This is a genomic window from Flavobacterium sp. 25HG05S-40 (assembly GCF_052654735.1).
Genome location: NZ_CP199750.1, coordinates 2,879,176 through 2,894,950, shown reverse-complemented (window position 1 = coordinate 2,894,950; position 15,775 = coordinate 2,879,176). Strand labels below are relative to the sequence as shown.

The following is a 15,775-nucleotide window of genomic DNA, read 5'->3' as shown; positions in this document are numbered from 1 at the left end:
GAAAAACCAGCCATTGTGTGAAACGGCTGTTATAGCTTGTAGCTTCACGTCCACTTGAGCACGCAAACTTTGCCAGTTTCCACTTCGGATTCTACATTCTATTTTCTGCTTATTTTCTGAGAAAAAATTCGACGGAAACACTTCAACAGAAACACTTCGACGCAAACTTTTTTACCGCAATTTTTGAGTTTCAAATTTTCTCCAACAAACTTTCTGCGGCAAACTTTTCAAGCAACATTTTTCAGTTTCCATTTTCCGTTTTCTACTTGAAAATTTCGGCGACTTTTCGATTGATTATTTTCTGCGCAAACTTGGAGAAGCTATGAGCTATAACGTGCCGCCGCTTCACGCAGTGGCGACTTTTCACTGATTAGTTGTAAAGATATAGAATTATCTTTTTAGTACTTTCGGTCTAAGAAAAATAAAACCAGCCATTGTGTGAAACGGCTGTTAGCAGTAGTTCCTTATTTTATTAAATTATGCCAATCTTTTAAATTTACAATATAGGAAGTCTGATAACTTGTGTCGTATATAAGCGCATTCCCTTTCACTTCAACAGTGTCAACATTATATCTTTTAAGCATCTTATTTTTGTCGAATAATTTCATCGTATAATGAGTTTTTGGACAACAACAGTAACCGCCAACTTTTAACGAGTCAAATAAAGTATTAAAAGCTTTTAATTTCTTTGGAGTTATTAAATTTCTTCTTTTCAAAACACTTGTAGTATCTTCCATAGTATTTCCACTCAATTTATAAGAGCAAACTTCTATGCGATTGGTTTTCACTCGCAACTTTTTTAAAAAATTCTTATGATAATCAGCGCGAATCTTTTCAACATTCTTTGTAGCAATTTCTTTTGCTGGAATATTCTCTTTTTTGGTGCAAGAACTTAAAAATGAAATTAAAACTACAGTCGAAATAATTTGGGCAAGTCTTTTCATTGTGAGCGTTTTGGGAATTACTGCTAACTAGTCTATAGGTATGACAAAATCATACCTATCTGTCTTTTTTGGGATGTATAGGTATGCTTTGGTTCATACTTTGTAATTAAGGCTAATATATAAATAATATTACAAATCATCATAAGGACTTTTTATTTGTTGTAAGCTTTTAGTGCTCACGTGAGTGTATATTTCAGTGGTTCTGCTTCGGCTATGTCCCAATAATTCTTGAATGTAACGCAAATCGGTCCCGCTTTCTAATAAATGCGTTGCATAACTGTGTCGTAACCAATGTAAAGTAACTGGTTTGGTTATTCCTGCTTTTACTAAGGCATGCTTTAGGACACTTTGCAAGCTCTGTTCGGAATAGCGTTCGCCCTTAACATGGCCTTCAAACAGCCAAACTGTTGGTTTGTAGGTTTTGTAGTAATCTCTAAGAATTTCCAAAACCTTCGGGCTCAAAGGGGTAATACGGTCTTTTTTTCCTTTGGCTTGCAGTATTGTAATAATATTTCTTTTCGAATCAATATTACTGGGTTTTAGCTGCAAAAGTTCAGCACGACGCAAACCGCAACTGTAAATAAGACTCAACATCACCTTGTGTTTTATATTGCTGTGTGCTTCTAATATTTGCTTTACTTCTTCTTTGCTCAATACATTTGGCAATACTTTTTCGCGACGTGGTCTGTGTATGCTCTCAATCTCAATTTTTCGATCATGGATGGTTTTGAAGAATAACTTCACAGCACTCACAACCTGATTTTGATAGGAAGCCGATAAATGGTTTCTAAGAATATAGCCATTATTGTATAGCACAATATCTTCATTGGTAATTTCGTTTAAAGGCTTTTCATTAAAAAAGACCAAAAAGGATTTAGCTGCATCAGCATATGTGGTAATAGTGCTTTCGCTATATCTTTTGGAACGCATCCAAAGCTTAAACTTTTCTAAACTTTTAAAACCTTCTTCACTGGGTCGCAGTTCAGATAGCAATGGCAGTCCGAATGATTTTCGATTTTCGTCTGTGTCAGGCAAATGCCATACTGTTAGCGACTGGCTCCATCTTGCACCGGTCGTCCTTTTTATTTGGGCAAGGAGGATGTCATCTTTTTTAAAAAAGACGGCAACACGCCGTTCGCCTCTATGCGTTATGATTTTAGCTCTCCATTCCATAATGGCAGGAAATAGTGCTAAATAAAATCTTTTAGTTGATATAATGGTACACTTTTACTGTACTTTTTTCTGAGATTGGGAGCTAGGGTTTTAATCTGTTGGTGCTTGAATTGTAATGGGAATGGAATATAGTAGTCTGGCAATCATTCCCCTATATTTCCCGGGTTGCCAATCGGGATAGTTGCTGATTAGTCGCTTTGCCTCTTTGTCTAAAGTTTCTCCGGCACTTCTTAAAACGGTAAGATTACTGATGCTTCCATCTTTTTCAATGATGAAAGTTAATAACATTCTTCCGCTCTCAATTCCTTTAGGGATCTTGAATTTTTTACCAATATATTCGTAGAAATGCTCTATGCCCTTACGTGGTTTCGCAACTTCTTTAACTTTGTTATACTTGTATTGATTGGAAAGACTATCAGTGCTAACACCTTGAATCAATACTCCACTATTGTAATCTTCAATAAAATTGAGTTTCATTTTCCTGTTAAAACCTTCCCATTTACCAGTTTTTAAGCTGTTTTGAACCATCCCTTTTTCAAAGCAATTCTCTTCGTCTTCATCTTCAAAATAGCCATTGCCATCAATTACTTTTTGCTCATTAGCATCATTCCAATATTGAATGATTTTAATCAGCGGTTCGAATTCCTTATCAATTTTTTCGTATTGTTTGATATATTTCTTAACGCCATTTTCATGCCAGCCTATTTTATTTCCAATTACTAATCCTTTATCAACATTGTATTCCATCATCTTATTACCGTTTTCGTAATAGCATGTTATCAATCCGTTTTCGATAACGCCCGATTTTGAATTAGTAAAACCTTCTTTGTAGACTTTTCCTGATTTATAGAAAACAGTAAATTTATATGCTTCTTTTTCAGAAGAAGTGTTTTCTATGATGCGATAATAGGGACTTTCAGTTATTGTGGTTTCCTTAAAATCTTTATCTAGGTATACCTTTGCATTATCAGTTTGAGCCAAAATGATATTGTGAAACAGTAGCAGGAAAAATAAAAGTTGCTTCATAATTCTTATATAGCTACTATACCTTTAATATGAGGATGCGGATCGTAGTCAACCAGAGTAAAATCTTCAAAAGTAAAATCGAAGATGTTTTTTATTTCAGGGTTTAAAATCATTTTGGGTAAGGCTCTAGGCTCGCGAGACAACTGTAATTCCACTTGTTCAAAGTGATTGTTATAGATGTGTGCGTCGCCAAAAGTATGTATGAATTCACCAACCTGCAACTCACAAACTTGAGCAATCATCATAGTAAATAGGGCATACGAAGCAATATTAAAAGGAACGCCCAGAAAAATATCGGCACTGCGTTGGTATAACTGACACGATAATTTTCCGTCGGCAACATAAAACTGAAAAAAGGCATGGCATGGAGGCAAGGCCGCTTTCCCGTTCGCTACATTTTCAGCAAAAGATTTAGAAGTATCCGGAAGTACTGAAGGATTCCATGCAGAAACCAACATACGTCTACTGTTAGGATTGTTTTTTAAGGTGTCTATCAATTCTGTAATTTGATCAATTTCCTCGCTGTTCCAATTGCGCCATTGATGGCCGTAAACCGGACCTAAATCACCATTTTCATCGGCCCACTCGTCCCAAATTTTAACACCGTTTTCGTTAAGGTAACTGATATTGGTGTCGCCTTTCAAAAACCAAAGCAATTCATAGATTATCGACTTTAAATGCAGCTTTTTGGTAGTAACCATCGGAAAACCTTCATTCAAATCAAAGCGCATTTGGTATCCAAAAACACTCTTGGTTCCCGTTCCTGTTCTGTCTCCTTTTTGGCAACCGTTTTCCAAAACGTGTCGCACTAAATCGTGGTATTGCTTCATATTTGTTTGGATTTGGTTATTTGTGTATTTGGTTATTCGAAATACAAATAACCGAATAAGCCTATAACCGAATTAACTTTCTCTCTTCGAAATCTCGTCTCTTATCTTTGCTGCTTTCTCATAATCCTCATCCTGAACGGCTTTTTCCAAAGCTTCATGCAGTTCCGATAAACTCATGCTTTTGTAGATGTCGGTTGGCGAATTAGTGTCGCTGTCCAATCCGAAAGTTTCTGGAGTTGAAAGAACACCATCGTCGTCTGGATTAGAACTTTCTATTTCTCCAGGATTATTCAGATAGATTCCTGCTTTGTCTAAGATGTTTTTATACGTAAAAATTGGTGCCGAAAAACGCAATGCCAAAGCAATAGCATCAGAGGTTCGGGCATCAATAATTTCTTCTATTTTGTCTCTTTCGCAGATGATACTCGAATAGAAAACCCCGTCTACTAATTTGTGAATAATGACTTGTTTTACAACGATGTCAAATCGGTCGGCAAAACTCTTGAACAAATCGTGTGTTAAAGGGCGTGGTGGTTTAATTTCTTTTTCTAAAGCAATCGCGATAGATTGGGCTTCAAAAGCGCCAATAACGATAGGCAGTTTTCGTTCGCCATCCACTTCATTTAAGATCAAGGCGTAGGCGCCATTCTGCGTTTGGCTATAAGAAATTCCTTTTATGGTTAGTTTTACTAAACTCATTCTTTTTTTAGTGTCAAGTACTGCCAATACTAGAGCGGTACTTATATTTTTGTTATATTACTTTTTCCTAACGTTTGGGATGCAAAGTAACAAAAACTTTTCGCTTCTAAAAACTTTTAAATCCCAAAAAAAGAATTCCAAATACCAATAACAATGTATCAGTACTTGGAATTTAAAATTTATAATTTAAAATTTAAAATGGAATCCGTTAGTGGTTTTGCGCTTTAAATTCGTTTATCTTTTGCGTTAGTCTTGGAAGAATTTCCAATGCATCGCCTACAATACCGTAATCGGCTACTTTAAAGAAAGGCGCTTCAGCATCTGTATTGATCACTACTTTAATTTTAGAAGAGTTGATTCCAGCAATATGTTGAATAGCACCAGAAATACCTACCGCTATATATAAATTAGAGGCTACAGGCTTTCCGGTTTGTCCTACGTGTTCACTGTGAGGTCTCCATCCCAAATCAGAAACCGGTTTTGAGCAAGCCGTTGCTGCTCCGAGCGATGTTGCTAAATCTTCCAATAGATTCCAGTTTTCAGGACCTTTCAATCCACGACCACCGGAAACCACGACATCAGCATCCGCAATCGTAACTTTACCGCTCGATTTTTCTACAGAAGCTACTTTTACATTAAAATCGGTTTCGTTTAAAGTAGGAGCAAAGGCTTCTTCAGAAAGCGATGCGGCATTTTCAACAAGTCCATACGAGTTTTTGGCTAGGCTCAATACTTTAACATTGGTATTGATTTCGGTAATGTTGAAGGCTTTGTTGGAGAAAGCAGTACGTTTTACCTGAAAAGGTGACGTACTTAGTGGCAGACCAACCACATTAGAAGCAAATCCAGCTTCTAGCCCTATGCTTGCTATTGGAGCCAAATACAAACTATCGGTTGTGGAAGAAAGTAAAATTAAAGTCGCACTTTCTTTTTGAGCCGCTTGTTTGACAACATCGGCGTATGCTTTTGCATTAAAGTCTTTCAGTTTGTCGTTTGATACTTTCAATACTTTCGAAACGCCATATTTTGACAAATCAGATACCGTATCGATGTTTACAGTAACCGCAGTAACCGTTGTTCCTAAAGAATCGGCTACATTTTTAGCGTAAGAGGCTAATTCGAACGCTACTTTTTTAAATTTTCCTTCTGCTGATTCAGCATATATTAATATTGACATAATTATATTTTTGTGTCTAAAGTCTGAAAGTCTAAAGTCATAAAGAATGATAATTCAACCTTATGGACATTCGACTTTTGACATTCGACTGTTATTAAATCACTTTCGCTTCGTTATGCAAAGCATTGATAAGTCCGTCTAAATCGTCTGCTGCAAATAATTTCACCGCTGATTTTGGAGCTGGTTTTTCAAATTTTACCGCTTTAGTGTTGTTGTTTGAAGCAACAGGTTCCAAAACAGTTAACACTTTTGTTCTTGCGGTCATGATACCTCTCATGTTTGGAATACGCAAATCTTTTTCTTCAACTAAACCTTTTTGACCTCCAATTACAAGTGGTAAAGAAGCCGATATCGTTTCTTTTCCACCATCAATTTCTCTTGCAGCTTTGGCAGAAGATCCGTCTACTGTTAGTTCGATACAAGAATTTACAAAGTTGTAATCTAATAAAGAGGCTAACATTCCCGGAACCATACCACCATTGTAATCTAATGATTCTTTACCACAAATAACCAAGTCATAAGCACCTGATTTTGCTACTTCAGCCAATTGTTTCGCAACAAAAAAGCCATCAGTTGGATTGGCATTCACACGGATAGCTTCATTAGCACCAATGGCTAAAGCTTTTCTCAAAGTCGCTTCGGCATCAGCACCACCAACATTGATTACCGTAACATTGGCACCTTGTTGTTCTTGGAACCAAATAGCTCTTGTTAGTCCAAATTCGTCATTGGGATTGATCACATATTGAACACCATTGGTATCAAACTCAGTATCGCCATTGACAAAATTAATTTTTGAAGTAGTATCAGGAACATGACTGATGCAAACTAATATTTTCATAAGTATTGAGTATTTGTTGAAAAATTTGAAGCACAAAATTAGCATAATATTTTGAATAATGTACTATGCGCGCATAATATTTTTCAGTATTATATCGATTTCGTAGCTTTTTTCAAAAAGCATGTAAAATGTGACAATTATATAACATAAAAATAGATAGGTATAATTGATAAATATCAGCATAAACTACCTTTATATGCTGTAATTTTATGGTATAATAGTTTAGATATCAATTAAAAACAAATCAAAAATGAAAAAAGTCTTGATTGCATTAGATTATGGAATCTCTGCCCGAAAAATTGCGGAGCAAGGGTATAACTTGGCTAAAAGTATGAAGGCTAAAGTAACCTTGTTGCACGTAGTTGCTGACGAAACGTATTATAGCGGTATTGATGCTGGTCCTTTTATGGGGTTTTATGGCTATGATTTTTTCAATATTGACGATAAAAATACGTTGATGGAATCCTCCTTAAATTTTTTAGAAAAAATTAAAAGCCATTTAAAAGATCCTGATATTGAGATTATAGCAGAAAAAGGCGATTTCTCGACGGTGATTTTGGATGTCGCTACAAGAAATCACACAAGCATTATAGTATTGGGCGCACACAGTAAGAATTGGTTAGTAAAAACCGTAATGGGAAGTGTGACCGAAAGTGTGTTATCTAATAGCAAAATTCCCATGTTTATTATTCCGGTTAAGGAATAAAACACTATTAGTTCAGCCACCAATTCGAGGAATACTGCTATTGAGAATATACCAAGAGGATGGCAGAGTGACGAGAGAGAACAGGAAGTCGTGATTACAAAGAGTTAAGATGAATCTATAACACAAACAACAATAAAAGAACACGATAATGGAATTATCAAAGCAGATTGGCTACTTGTTCGTTTTGGCAATTCCGATAGCATGCGTTGCTTGGACAGTAACTCACGAAGAAGTTTTTAGAGAACCTCGGGAATATTGTAGCAAAAAATCCAAATACAGCAAAACGCTATGGACACGTAAGTTTTTTTATTTATTCACCTGTGAATATTGCTTTAGTCATTATGTGACTTTGTTCTTTTTAATCGTTTCAAAATTTCAAATGTTATACGAAGATTGGCTTGGTTACTTAATTTCATTTTTTGCCTTAGTTTGGGTGGCTAATGTTTATATGAGCCTGTTTGGATTCATAAGAGTCGGAATGAAAAAAGAAAAATTAGAGGCCGACCTAGAAGAATTACACCTTCAAAAAGAAAAGAAAAAGTAGCACTTTAACCTAAAAATACTGGAAATCATGGACAAAAAAATGCAAAAAGACACCGACACTAAAAATCCAAACGCTGTTTATCCTGATAACGTAAACTATCCGCCAAGCGAAGACATTTATAATCAGGAAAAGAAGGAAACTGAAATTGATCCGGAAGACATTTCAAAGGTAAAGACTAACATCGACTATGGTCAATACAATGAGAAAACGTTCAATCAAGATAAATCGGGAGCAGACCTAGATATTCCGGGTTCTGAATTAGATGATGCACAGGAAGAAATTGGAAGCGAAGACGAAGAAAACAACGGATACAGCATCGGCAGTGACAACCACAACAATTTAGAAGAAGATAATGAGCATAATTAATAACCATATACAAGATATACTCATGGAAACACACAATCAAACTATTTTAGCTATTATCGAAAGCCATAAAAATGCAGCCGAAGCCCATCAACAAGCAGCCAAAGCCCATTTAGAAGCGGCAAAGTATCATGCTGGAGGAGAAGAACTGCAAGCAACGGAAAGCGCCAAAACAGCAAAAGAATACAGCGACAAAGCTGTCATTTACGATAAAGAAGTTGCAAAACACCACCAACTCTAACAAATAAAATATCCATCTCATTTAGGAATATTTTTGAGGTAGGATGGCTTTCTTCGGTATAAAAAACGCTTAGTTTCTAATCAAAACGCTATATTCTATTCTCTATTTTCCATATTCTTTTCTCTTTATTCTTTTCTCTATTTTCTTTTTTTTACTTTTGCTACCCAAAATGGACACTAAGTAACTTTTATATGAGAACGATACAATTTAGAGAAGCAATAGCCGAAGCCATGAGTGAAGAAATGCGCCGTGATGAATCGGTGTATTTGATGGGTGAAGAAGTAGCAGAATACAACGGAGCATATAAAGCTTCCAAAGGAATGTTGGATGAATTTGGCCCCAAAAGAGTCATTGATACTCCGATTGCCGAACTTGGTTTTGCCGGAATCGCAGTAGGTTCAGCCATGAATGGTTGTCGTCCGATTGTAGAATACATGACCTTCAACTTCTCGTTAGTAGGAATTGATCAAATCATAAACAATGCAGCCAAGATGCGTCAGATGTCGGCCGGACAATTTCCAATGCCGATGGTGTTTCGCGGACCAACTGCTTCAGCGGGTCAATTAGGAGCAACGCACTCTCAGGCTTTTGAAAACTGGTTTGCCAACACTCCGGGATTAAAAGTAGTAGTGCCATCAACTCCTTACGATGCGAAAGGGTTATTAAAATCAGCTATCAGAGATAACGATCCTGTAATTTTCATGGAATCGGAGCAGATGTATGGAGATAAAGGAGAAATTCCAGAAGAAGAATACACGCTACCTTTAGGTGTTGCCGACATAAAAAGAGAAGGAACGGATGTAACCATAGTATCTTTTGGTAAAATCATCAAAGAAGCTTTCATAGCCGCAGACGAATTAGCTAAAGAAGGGATTTCTTGTGAAATCATCGACTTAAGAACGGTACGTCCGATGGATTATGATGCCATTATCAATTCAGTTAAAAAAACAAACCGTTTGGTAGTATTAGAAGAAGCATGGCCGTTTGCCAGTGTAGCTTCTGAAATTACGTATATGGTTCAGGAAAGAGCATTCGATTATTTAGATGCACCAATTCAAAGAATCACAACAGCAGATACACCGGCGCCTTACTCACCAACCCTTTTAAAAGAATGGTTACCCAATGCTGAAGATGTAATCAAAGCTGTAAAAAAAGTCACTTACAAATAGAGAGTTAGACATTAGTTGATAAGGAGTTATAATAATTTCTTAAATTCTAAGAAGTCTAAGAATCTAGTAATCTAAATAACTATATTTGAAACTTCATCAGAAAAATTTGATGGAGTTTTTTTTTGCCAATGAAAAATATTTTTACACTATTTGTTGTATTTGTTGCTTTAGTCACTAAAAGCTTTGGACAAACTAAAGTTAGTGGTGTGGTGTTGGATAATTCCAAACAACCTATTCCGTATGCTAATGTGGTCTTTAAGGGCTCTAATACTGGAGTAGTTTCGAATGAAGACGGAAGGTTTTACATTGAATCTCCTGATAATTATACCGAACTCGTAGTGTCGTTTGTTGGTTTTCCTGATAAAACCGTAAAGCTGCCACAATTGGTTAATTATGATTTCAAAGTAATTCTAACCGAAGGAAATACTTTGAAGGAAGTTAAAATCTTTGCCGGAAAAACGTCTAAAAAGAACAATCCCGCACTAGACATTCTCCGAAAAATATGGGAACGCAGAAGAAAGAACGGACTTAAAATGTTCAAACAATACCAATACGAGAAATACGAGAAAGTAGAGTTTGACATGAATACTATCGACAGTGCTTTTATGAAAAGTAAAATCTTCAAAGGCATGGAATTCGTTTTCAAAAACATCGATACTTCTAAAGTTACCGGAAAAACATACCTCCCAATATTCATCAACGAATCGTTATCGGATTTTTACGGAGATAATGAAAACAAACGAACCAAAGAAGTACTCAAAGCCAACAAAAACTCCGGTTTAGGAAGTGGCGATGGTGTGAATATGTTTATTAAGGATTTGTACAACGACTATGATATTTACGACAACTACCTGCAGTTGTTTGACAAAAGTTTTACCAGTCCGTTATCGCGTACTGGAATCGATGTCTACAACTATGTTTTAGCGGATACGGCTGTTATTGATAATAAGTTATGCTATAATATTGTTTTTTATCCAAGACGTAAAAATGAATTGACTTTTAAAGGAGATTTTTGGGTTAATGATACCACTTTTGCTATCAAGAAAATCAACATGGCCATCACCAAAAGCGCCAACATCAACTGGGTAAAAGATATTTATCTGGAACAGGAATACGAAGTTTTGAACGATTCTGTTTTTCTGCCTACAAGAGATTACATGATGTCTGACTTTGCTTTGAGAAAGAAAGAAGAGTCGAAAGGTGTCTACGGAAAACGAACTACTTTGTACCGTAATTTCAAGTTCGATGAAAAGAAGCCGGACAAATTCTACAAGCAAGAAGTCAATTACATTGATAACGAAGTTTACGCTAAATCCGATGAATATTGGAACGAAAACCGATTTGAAAATCTGAATAAAGACGAGCAGAAAATCTATAAAATGATTGACACGCTTAAAACGGTTAAGAAATTCAAACAATTATACAGTTTAGTATCCATTTTAGGAAGTGGTTATATCGAAATCCCGAAATACCATCTGGATTATGGACCGATATTTTCTACAGTAGGCTATAATGAAGTTGAAGGCGTACGTCTTAGAGCTGGAGCCAGAACGTATTTTGGCCCTAACGATCTTTGGCGTATTCAAGGCTACACAGCTTATGGCTTTGAAGATAACAAATTCAAATACGGAGCTTCCGGAAAATGGATGATTGACAAGAAAAACAGAATTATCATTTCGGGTGGAAACCGTCGCGATGTCGAACAGATTGGCGCCAGTCTCACTACAACGAATGATGTTTTGGGCAGAAGTTATGCGTCATCCGGATTGTTTTCTACAGGTGCGAACGGAAAGCTAACCAACATCAATTTATCTACTTTAGCTGCAGAAATTGAGCCAGTGAAAAATGTGATCTTCCAACTCGGTTTTTCTTACCGAACGCTGGAATCAGCATCGGACACTTTCAAACTCGATTATTTCACCGATGCTACGCAAACCACCACTAAAAGCAATGTCACACAGTCGGAGTTGAATGTGCAGGTAGAATTAACACCAAAGAAAAAAACCATAGGTTATGGTGTAGAAAGAAGGGAAGTAGACAATCCTTACAGTCGTATTTTTGTGAACTATAGTCAGGGTTTCAAAGGATTTATCAATAGTGATTTCAGTTACCAAAAAGTACAATTATACTACAAACAACCCGTAATTATTGGCGCTATTGGTCGATCCAATTTCACCGTAGAACTCGGAAAAACATTTGGTCAGATTCCGTTAGGATTAATGAGTGTAGTTCCCGGAAACCAAACACTTTTTATAATTGACAATACGTTTAACAATCTTAATTTCTACGAGTTTGTAGCCGATCAGTATGCTACTTTCATATGGGAACACAACTTTCAAGGGAAACTATTTGCACGTGTTCCGGGATTAAGAAAATTAAACTTGCGAGAAATTATAGGAGTTAAAGGAGTTTACGGAACAGTTTCGGATGAAAACAATTTCATCAATGCATCAGGATTACTCTATCAAGCACCGGAAAAACCCTACTGGGAATACAGTGCTGGAGTCGGGAATATCTTCAAAGTATTCCGATTGGATTTTGCCTGGAGAGGAAACTACAGAGACGTTCCGGGTACTAATAATTTCACTATCAAAGGCTCATTCGGATTTTACTTTTAAGCGGAAGCCGATTGGGTTTCTTATCTAATAAAATAGCATGGAGCAGGCAATCGCATTTCTGAGAGCACAAGACGAAGTGTTTGAAAAGCTTCATCTGCAGTATGGGAATCCTTTTATTCCATCCCGACCACAAGGATTTGTAACACTATGCAAACTCATTCTCGAGCAACAGGTTTCTATTGATTCTGCCAAAGCCTGTTTCATAAAGATAGAAAACAAATTAGGACAAGTTACTTCAAAGACTATTGCAAATTGTGCTGACGAAGACCTAAAAAGTTGTGGTGTCAGCCGACAAAAAATCAGTTATCTAAAAGCCTTGTCAAAAGCAGTTTCAGAAGACTTGGATTTGGAAAGTTTGGCCACTCAATCTGCCGATGAGGTTCGGAACCAATTAATCAAAATCAAAGGAATTGGGCATTGGACCATCGATGTCTATTTGATGTTTTCACTACAATCGCCCGATATCATTCCACTTGGAGATATTGCCGTAGTCAATACCATAAAAGAATTGTTCGGCATCCATACCAAAGAAGAGATGGAAACACTTTCTGAAAAATGGAAGCCTCACCGAACTATGGCAACCTTTATGCTTTGGCACCATTATCTCGAAAAAAGAAACAGAAAACCAATGGTTTAACGAACCGAGAAACATTCCTAAATTAATTGTTTTTATTTGTTAAAGTTTTGTTACTTTTGCGACCGATAAAATTTATAACAAAAATTATATTTATGGAATCATACATGATTTATGTGCCGATAGTTATGGCATTAATTGGATTGGCTTTTATGGCATTCAAAAGAGCCTGGGTTTTAAAACAAGACGCTGGTGATGGGAAGATGAAAGAAATTTCAGATTACATCTATGAAGGTGCTTTGGCTTTCCTAAAAGCAGAATACAGATTATTGGCAATTTTCGTAGTGATCGCGAGTGTTGTTTTAGCTGGAATTACATTTTTACCTGGAGTAAAAACACATTTATTAATTGTTATTGCCTTTATTTTTGGAGCCTTCTTTTCAGCTTTAGCTGGAAATATGGGGATGAAAATCGCTACCAAAACGAACGTAAGAACTACACAAGCTGCCCGTACAAGCTTACCACAAGCACTAAAAGTTTCTTTTGGTGGTGGAACAGTAATGGGATTAGGTGTTGCCGGATTGGCAGTGCTTGGTTTGACAGGGTTCTTCATTATATTATTCCAACAATTTATGGGCGGTGTATGGACTTCTACAGAAGACATGACTGTCGTTTTAGAAACATTAGCCGGTTTCTCTCTTGGAGCAGAATCTATTGCTTTGTTTGCCCGTGTAGGTGGTGGTATTTATACTAAAGCTGCTGACGTAGGTGCTGACTTAGTAGGTAAAGTAGAAGCGGGTATCCCAGAAGATGATCCAAGAAACCCTGCAACTATTGCAGATAACGTTGGTGACAACGTTGGTGACGTTGCTGGAATGGGAGCGGATTTATTTGGTTCTTACGTAGCAACTGTTTTGGCTGCTATGGTATTGGGTAACTATGTTATTCAGGATATGGGTGGAAAAATCGAAGACGCTTTTGGTGGAATCGGTCCAATCTTATTACCAATGGCAATCGCTGGTTTCGGAATCTTATTTTCGATCATCGGAACGATGTTGGTAAAAATTTCAAGTGATGATGCTAAAGAAGCTCAAGTACAAAAAGCATTAAATGTCGGAAACTGGGTTTCTATTATTTTAACGGCAATTTCTTGTTTCTTCCTAGTAAAATATATGTTGCCTGAAGTAATGACTATGGAATTCTATGGTGAAGGAGCACAACAAATCTCATCCATGAGAGTATTCTATGCAACTATCGTTGGATTGGTAGTGGGTGGTGTTATTTCATCGGTAACGGAATACTATACAGGTTTAGGTACAAAACCAGTTTTGGCCATCGTACAAAAATCTTCAACAGGAGCAGGAACAAACGTAATCGCTGGTTTAGCGACCGGAATGATTTCTACGTTCCCAACCGTATTATTATTCGCAGGTGCTATCTGGGCTTCGTATGCTTTTGCTGGTTTCTACGGTGTGGCTTTAGCAGCTTCTGCTATGATGGCTACTACAGCTATGCAATTAGCTATTGATGCTTTCGGACCAATCTCTGATAACGCTGGTGGAATCGCTGAAATGAGCGAATTGCCAAAAGAAGTTAGAACAAGAACTGACATCTTGGATTCCGTTGGAAATACTACTGCTGCCACAGGAAAAGGTTTTGCTATCGCTTCTGCGGCATTAACATCTTTAGCTTTATTTGCAGCTTACGTAACGTTTACCGGAATTGATGGTATCAACATTTTCAAAGCGCCAGTTTTAGCAATGTTATTCGTTGGGGGTATGATTCCTGTAGTGTTCTCTGCTTTAGCGATGAACTCTGTTGGAAAAGCGGCTATGGATATGGTATATGAAGTACGTCGTCAGTTTAAGGAAATTCCAGGAATCATGGAAGGAACCGGAAAACCAGAATACGGTAAATGTGTGGAGATTTCTACTAAAGCGGCTTTACGTGAAATGATGTTGCCTGGAGTATTGACTATTGGTTTCCCAATTGCCATTGTATTGTTAGGAAAATTAGTTTACGGAGATAACAATCAGTTAATCGCTGAAATGTTAGGAGGTTATATGGCTGGAGTAACGGTATCTGGTGTGCTTTGGGCTGTGTTCCAAAACAATGCTGGTGGTGCTTGGGATAACGCTAAGAAATCGTTCGAAGCTGGAGTAATGATTAATGGAGAAATGACCTATAAAGGTTCAGATGCGCACAAAGCGGCTGTAACTGGAGATACTGTTGGAGATCCATTTAAAGATACTTCTGGTCCATCGATGAACATCTTAATCAAATTGACGTGTTTAATTGGATTAGTAATCGCGCCAATCTTAGGTGCTGGTCACGAAGGTGGTTCAAAAGATATGAAATGTACCGTTGAAAAACTTTCTTGCGATGGTAACATGAAAGGTAAATGCGATATGAGCAAATGTGCTACAATGACTAAAGAAGAGTGCGCTAAAATGTGTGATTCTTTAGGATGTTCTCCGGAGCAAAAAGAAGCATGTATGGCTCATTATGATGCTGATGGAAAATTCATCGCTGATAAAAAAGCTGACTGTTGTGCTCAAAAAGGTTCAGGTGCAACAACGAATGTAGAGAAAAACGTAAAAGTGGTTATTACCAATACAAACGGTAAAGCCAAAGCTACAGTAACTACTACAGTGGGTGGTACAGCAACATCAGAATCTTTTGAAGGTACAGAAGAAGAAGTAAAAGCAAAAGTAGAAGCGTTGAAATAATCGCTTTCTTATTTGATATAGTAAAAAGCCCCACATTTGTGGGGCTTTTTGTTTGCCATTCTTTGATTTTCTTCTTTACAATACGGTAAACAAATAAATTGTAACGCAGGATTTTCAAAATTATGCGTTGTTGACAAAATG

Annotated in this window: 15 protein-coding genes; 8 read left to right on the top strand and 7 right to left on the bottom strand. The window is 36.9% G+C overall.

What is annotated here, in order from left to right; genetic code table 11:
- Positions 1–464 precede the first annotated feature (464 nt).
- From ACULEU_RS12555 to ACULEU_RS12525, 7 genes are all read right to left on the bottom strand, one after another.
- Positions 465–944, bottom strand: coding sequence for a hypothetical protein (locus ACULEU_RS12555; protein WP_445452913.1), 480 nt, complete (start codon positions 942–944; stop codon positions 465–467).
- Positions 945–1,073: 129 nt separating this feature from the next.
- Positions 1,074–2,117 (bottom strand): tyrosine-type recombinase/integrase, encoded by a 1,044-nt coding sequence (locus ACULEU_RS12550; protein ID WP_445452912.1) that lies wholly within the window; start codon positions 2,115–2,117, stop codon positions 1,074–1,076.
- A gap of 90 nt (positions 2,118–2,207) precedes the next feature.
- Entirely contained in the window at positions 2,208–3,143 is a 936-nt protein-coding gene (locus ACULEU_RS12545) for an energy transducer TonB (RefSeq protein WP_445452911.1), read from the bottom strand.
- A 5-nt stretch (positions 3,144–3,148) separates the two neighbouring features.
- Positions 3,149–3,973 (bottom strand): thymidylate synthase, encoded by an 825-nt coding sequence (locus ACULEU_RS12540; RefSeq protein WP_445452910.1) that lies wholly within the window; start codon positions 3,971–3,973, stop codon positions 3,149–3,151.
- A gap of 72 nt (positions 3,974–4,045) precedes the next feature.
- Positions 4,046–4,672 (bottom strand): bifunctional nuclease domain-containing protein, encoded by a 627-nt coding sequence (locus tag ACULEU_RS12535; protein ID WP_445452909.1) that lies wholly within the window; start codon positions 4,670–4,672, stop codon positions 4,046–4,048.
- Between the two features lie 208 nt (positions 4,673–4,880).
- Positions 4,881–5,849 carry an electron transfer flavoprotein subunit alpha/FixB family protein gene (locus ACULEU_RS12530; protein ID WP_445452908.1) on the bottom strand — a complete coding sequence of 323 codons (969 nt, stop codon included), beginning with the start codon at positions 5,847–5,849 and terminating at the stop codon, positions 4,881–4,883.
- A gap of 94 nt (positions 5,850–5,943) precedes the next feature.
- Positions 5,944–6,690: an electron transfer flavoprotein subunit beta/FixA family protein gene (locus ACULEU_RS12525; RefSeq protein ID WP_445452907.1), complete on the bottom strand. Its 747-nt coding sequence runs from the start codon at positions 6,688–6,690 to the stop codon at positions 5,944–5,946.
- Positions 6,691–6,940: 250 nt separating this feature from the next.
- Here ACULEU_RS12525 and ACULEU_RS12520 point away from each other — a divergent pair, with 250 nt between their 5' ends.
- The 8 genes from ACULEU_RS12520 to ACULEU_RS12485 all read left to right on the top strand — a co-directional run bounded on the left by ACULEU_RS12520 (position 6,941) and on the right by ACULEU_RS12485 (position 15,634).
- Positions 6,941–7,396 (top strand): universal stress protein, encoded by a 456-nt coding sequence (locus ACULEU_RS12520; RefSeq protein ID WP_445452906.1) that lies wholly within the window; start codon positions 6,941–6,943, stop codon positions 7,394–7,396.
- Between the two features lie 148 nt (positions 7,397–7,544).
- A complete protein-coding gene (locus ACULEU_RS12515; protein WP_445452905.1) occupies positions 7,545–7,940 on the top strand; it encodes a hypothetical protein in 396 nt (131 codons plus the stop codon).
- 27 nt (positions 7,941–7,967) lie between these two features.
- Positions 7,968–8,306: a hypothetical protein gene (locus ACULEU_RS12510; RefSeq protein ID WP_445452904.1), complete on the top strand. Its 339-nt coding sequence runs from the start codon at positions 7,968–7,970 to the stop codon at positions 8,304–8,306.
- Positions 8,307–8,328: 22 nt separating this feature from the next.
- The gene (locus tag ACULEU_RS12505) at positions 8,329–8,544 is read left to right on the top strand and encodes a hypothetical protein (protein ID WP_445452903.1); all 216 of its coding nucleotides are present in this window, start codon (positions 8,329–8,331) and stop codon (positions 8,542–8,544) included.
- Positions 8,545–8,735: 191 nt separating this feature from the next.
- The gene (locus ACULEU_RS12500) at positions 8,736–9,713 is read left to right on the top strand and encodes a pyruvate dehydrogenase complex E1 component subunit beta (RefSeq protein ID WP_445452902.1); all 978 of its coding nucleotides are present in this window, start codon (positions 8,736–8,738) and stop codon (positions 9,711–9,713) included.
- Positions 9,714–9,841: 128 nt separating this feature from the next.
- A complete protein-coding gene (locus tag ACULEU_RS12495) occupies positions 9,842–12,331 on the top strand; it encodes a DUF5686 family protein (RefSeq protein ID WP_445452901.1) in 2,490 nt (829 codons plus the stop codon).
- 37 nt (positions 12,332–12,368) lie between these two features.
- The gene (locus tag ACULEU_RS12490; protein ID WP_445452900.1) at positions 12,369–12,968 is read left to right on the top strand and encodes a DNA-3-methyladenine glycosylase family protein; all 600 of its coding nucleotides are present in this window, start codon (positions 12,369–12,371) and stop codon (positions 12,966–12,968) included.
- Positions 12,969–13,060: 92 nt separating this feature from the next.
- On the top strand, positions 13,061–15,634 hold the full coding sequence (locus ACULEU_RS12485) for a sodium-translocating pyrophosphatase (protein ID WP_445452899.1): 2,574 nt from the start codon (positions 13,061–13,063) through the stop codon (positions 15,632–15,634).
- Positions 15,635–15,775: the final 141 nt, after the last annotated feature.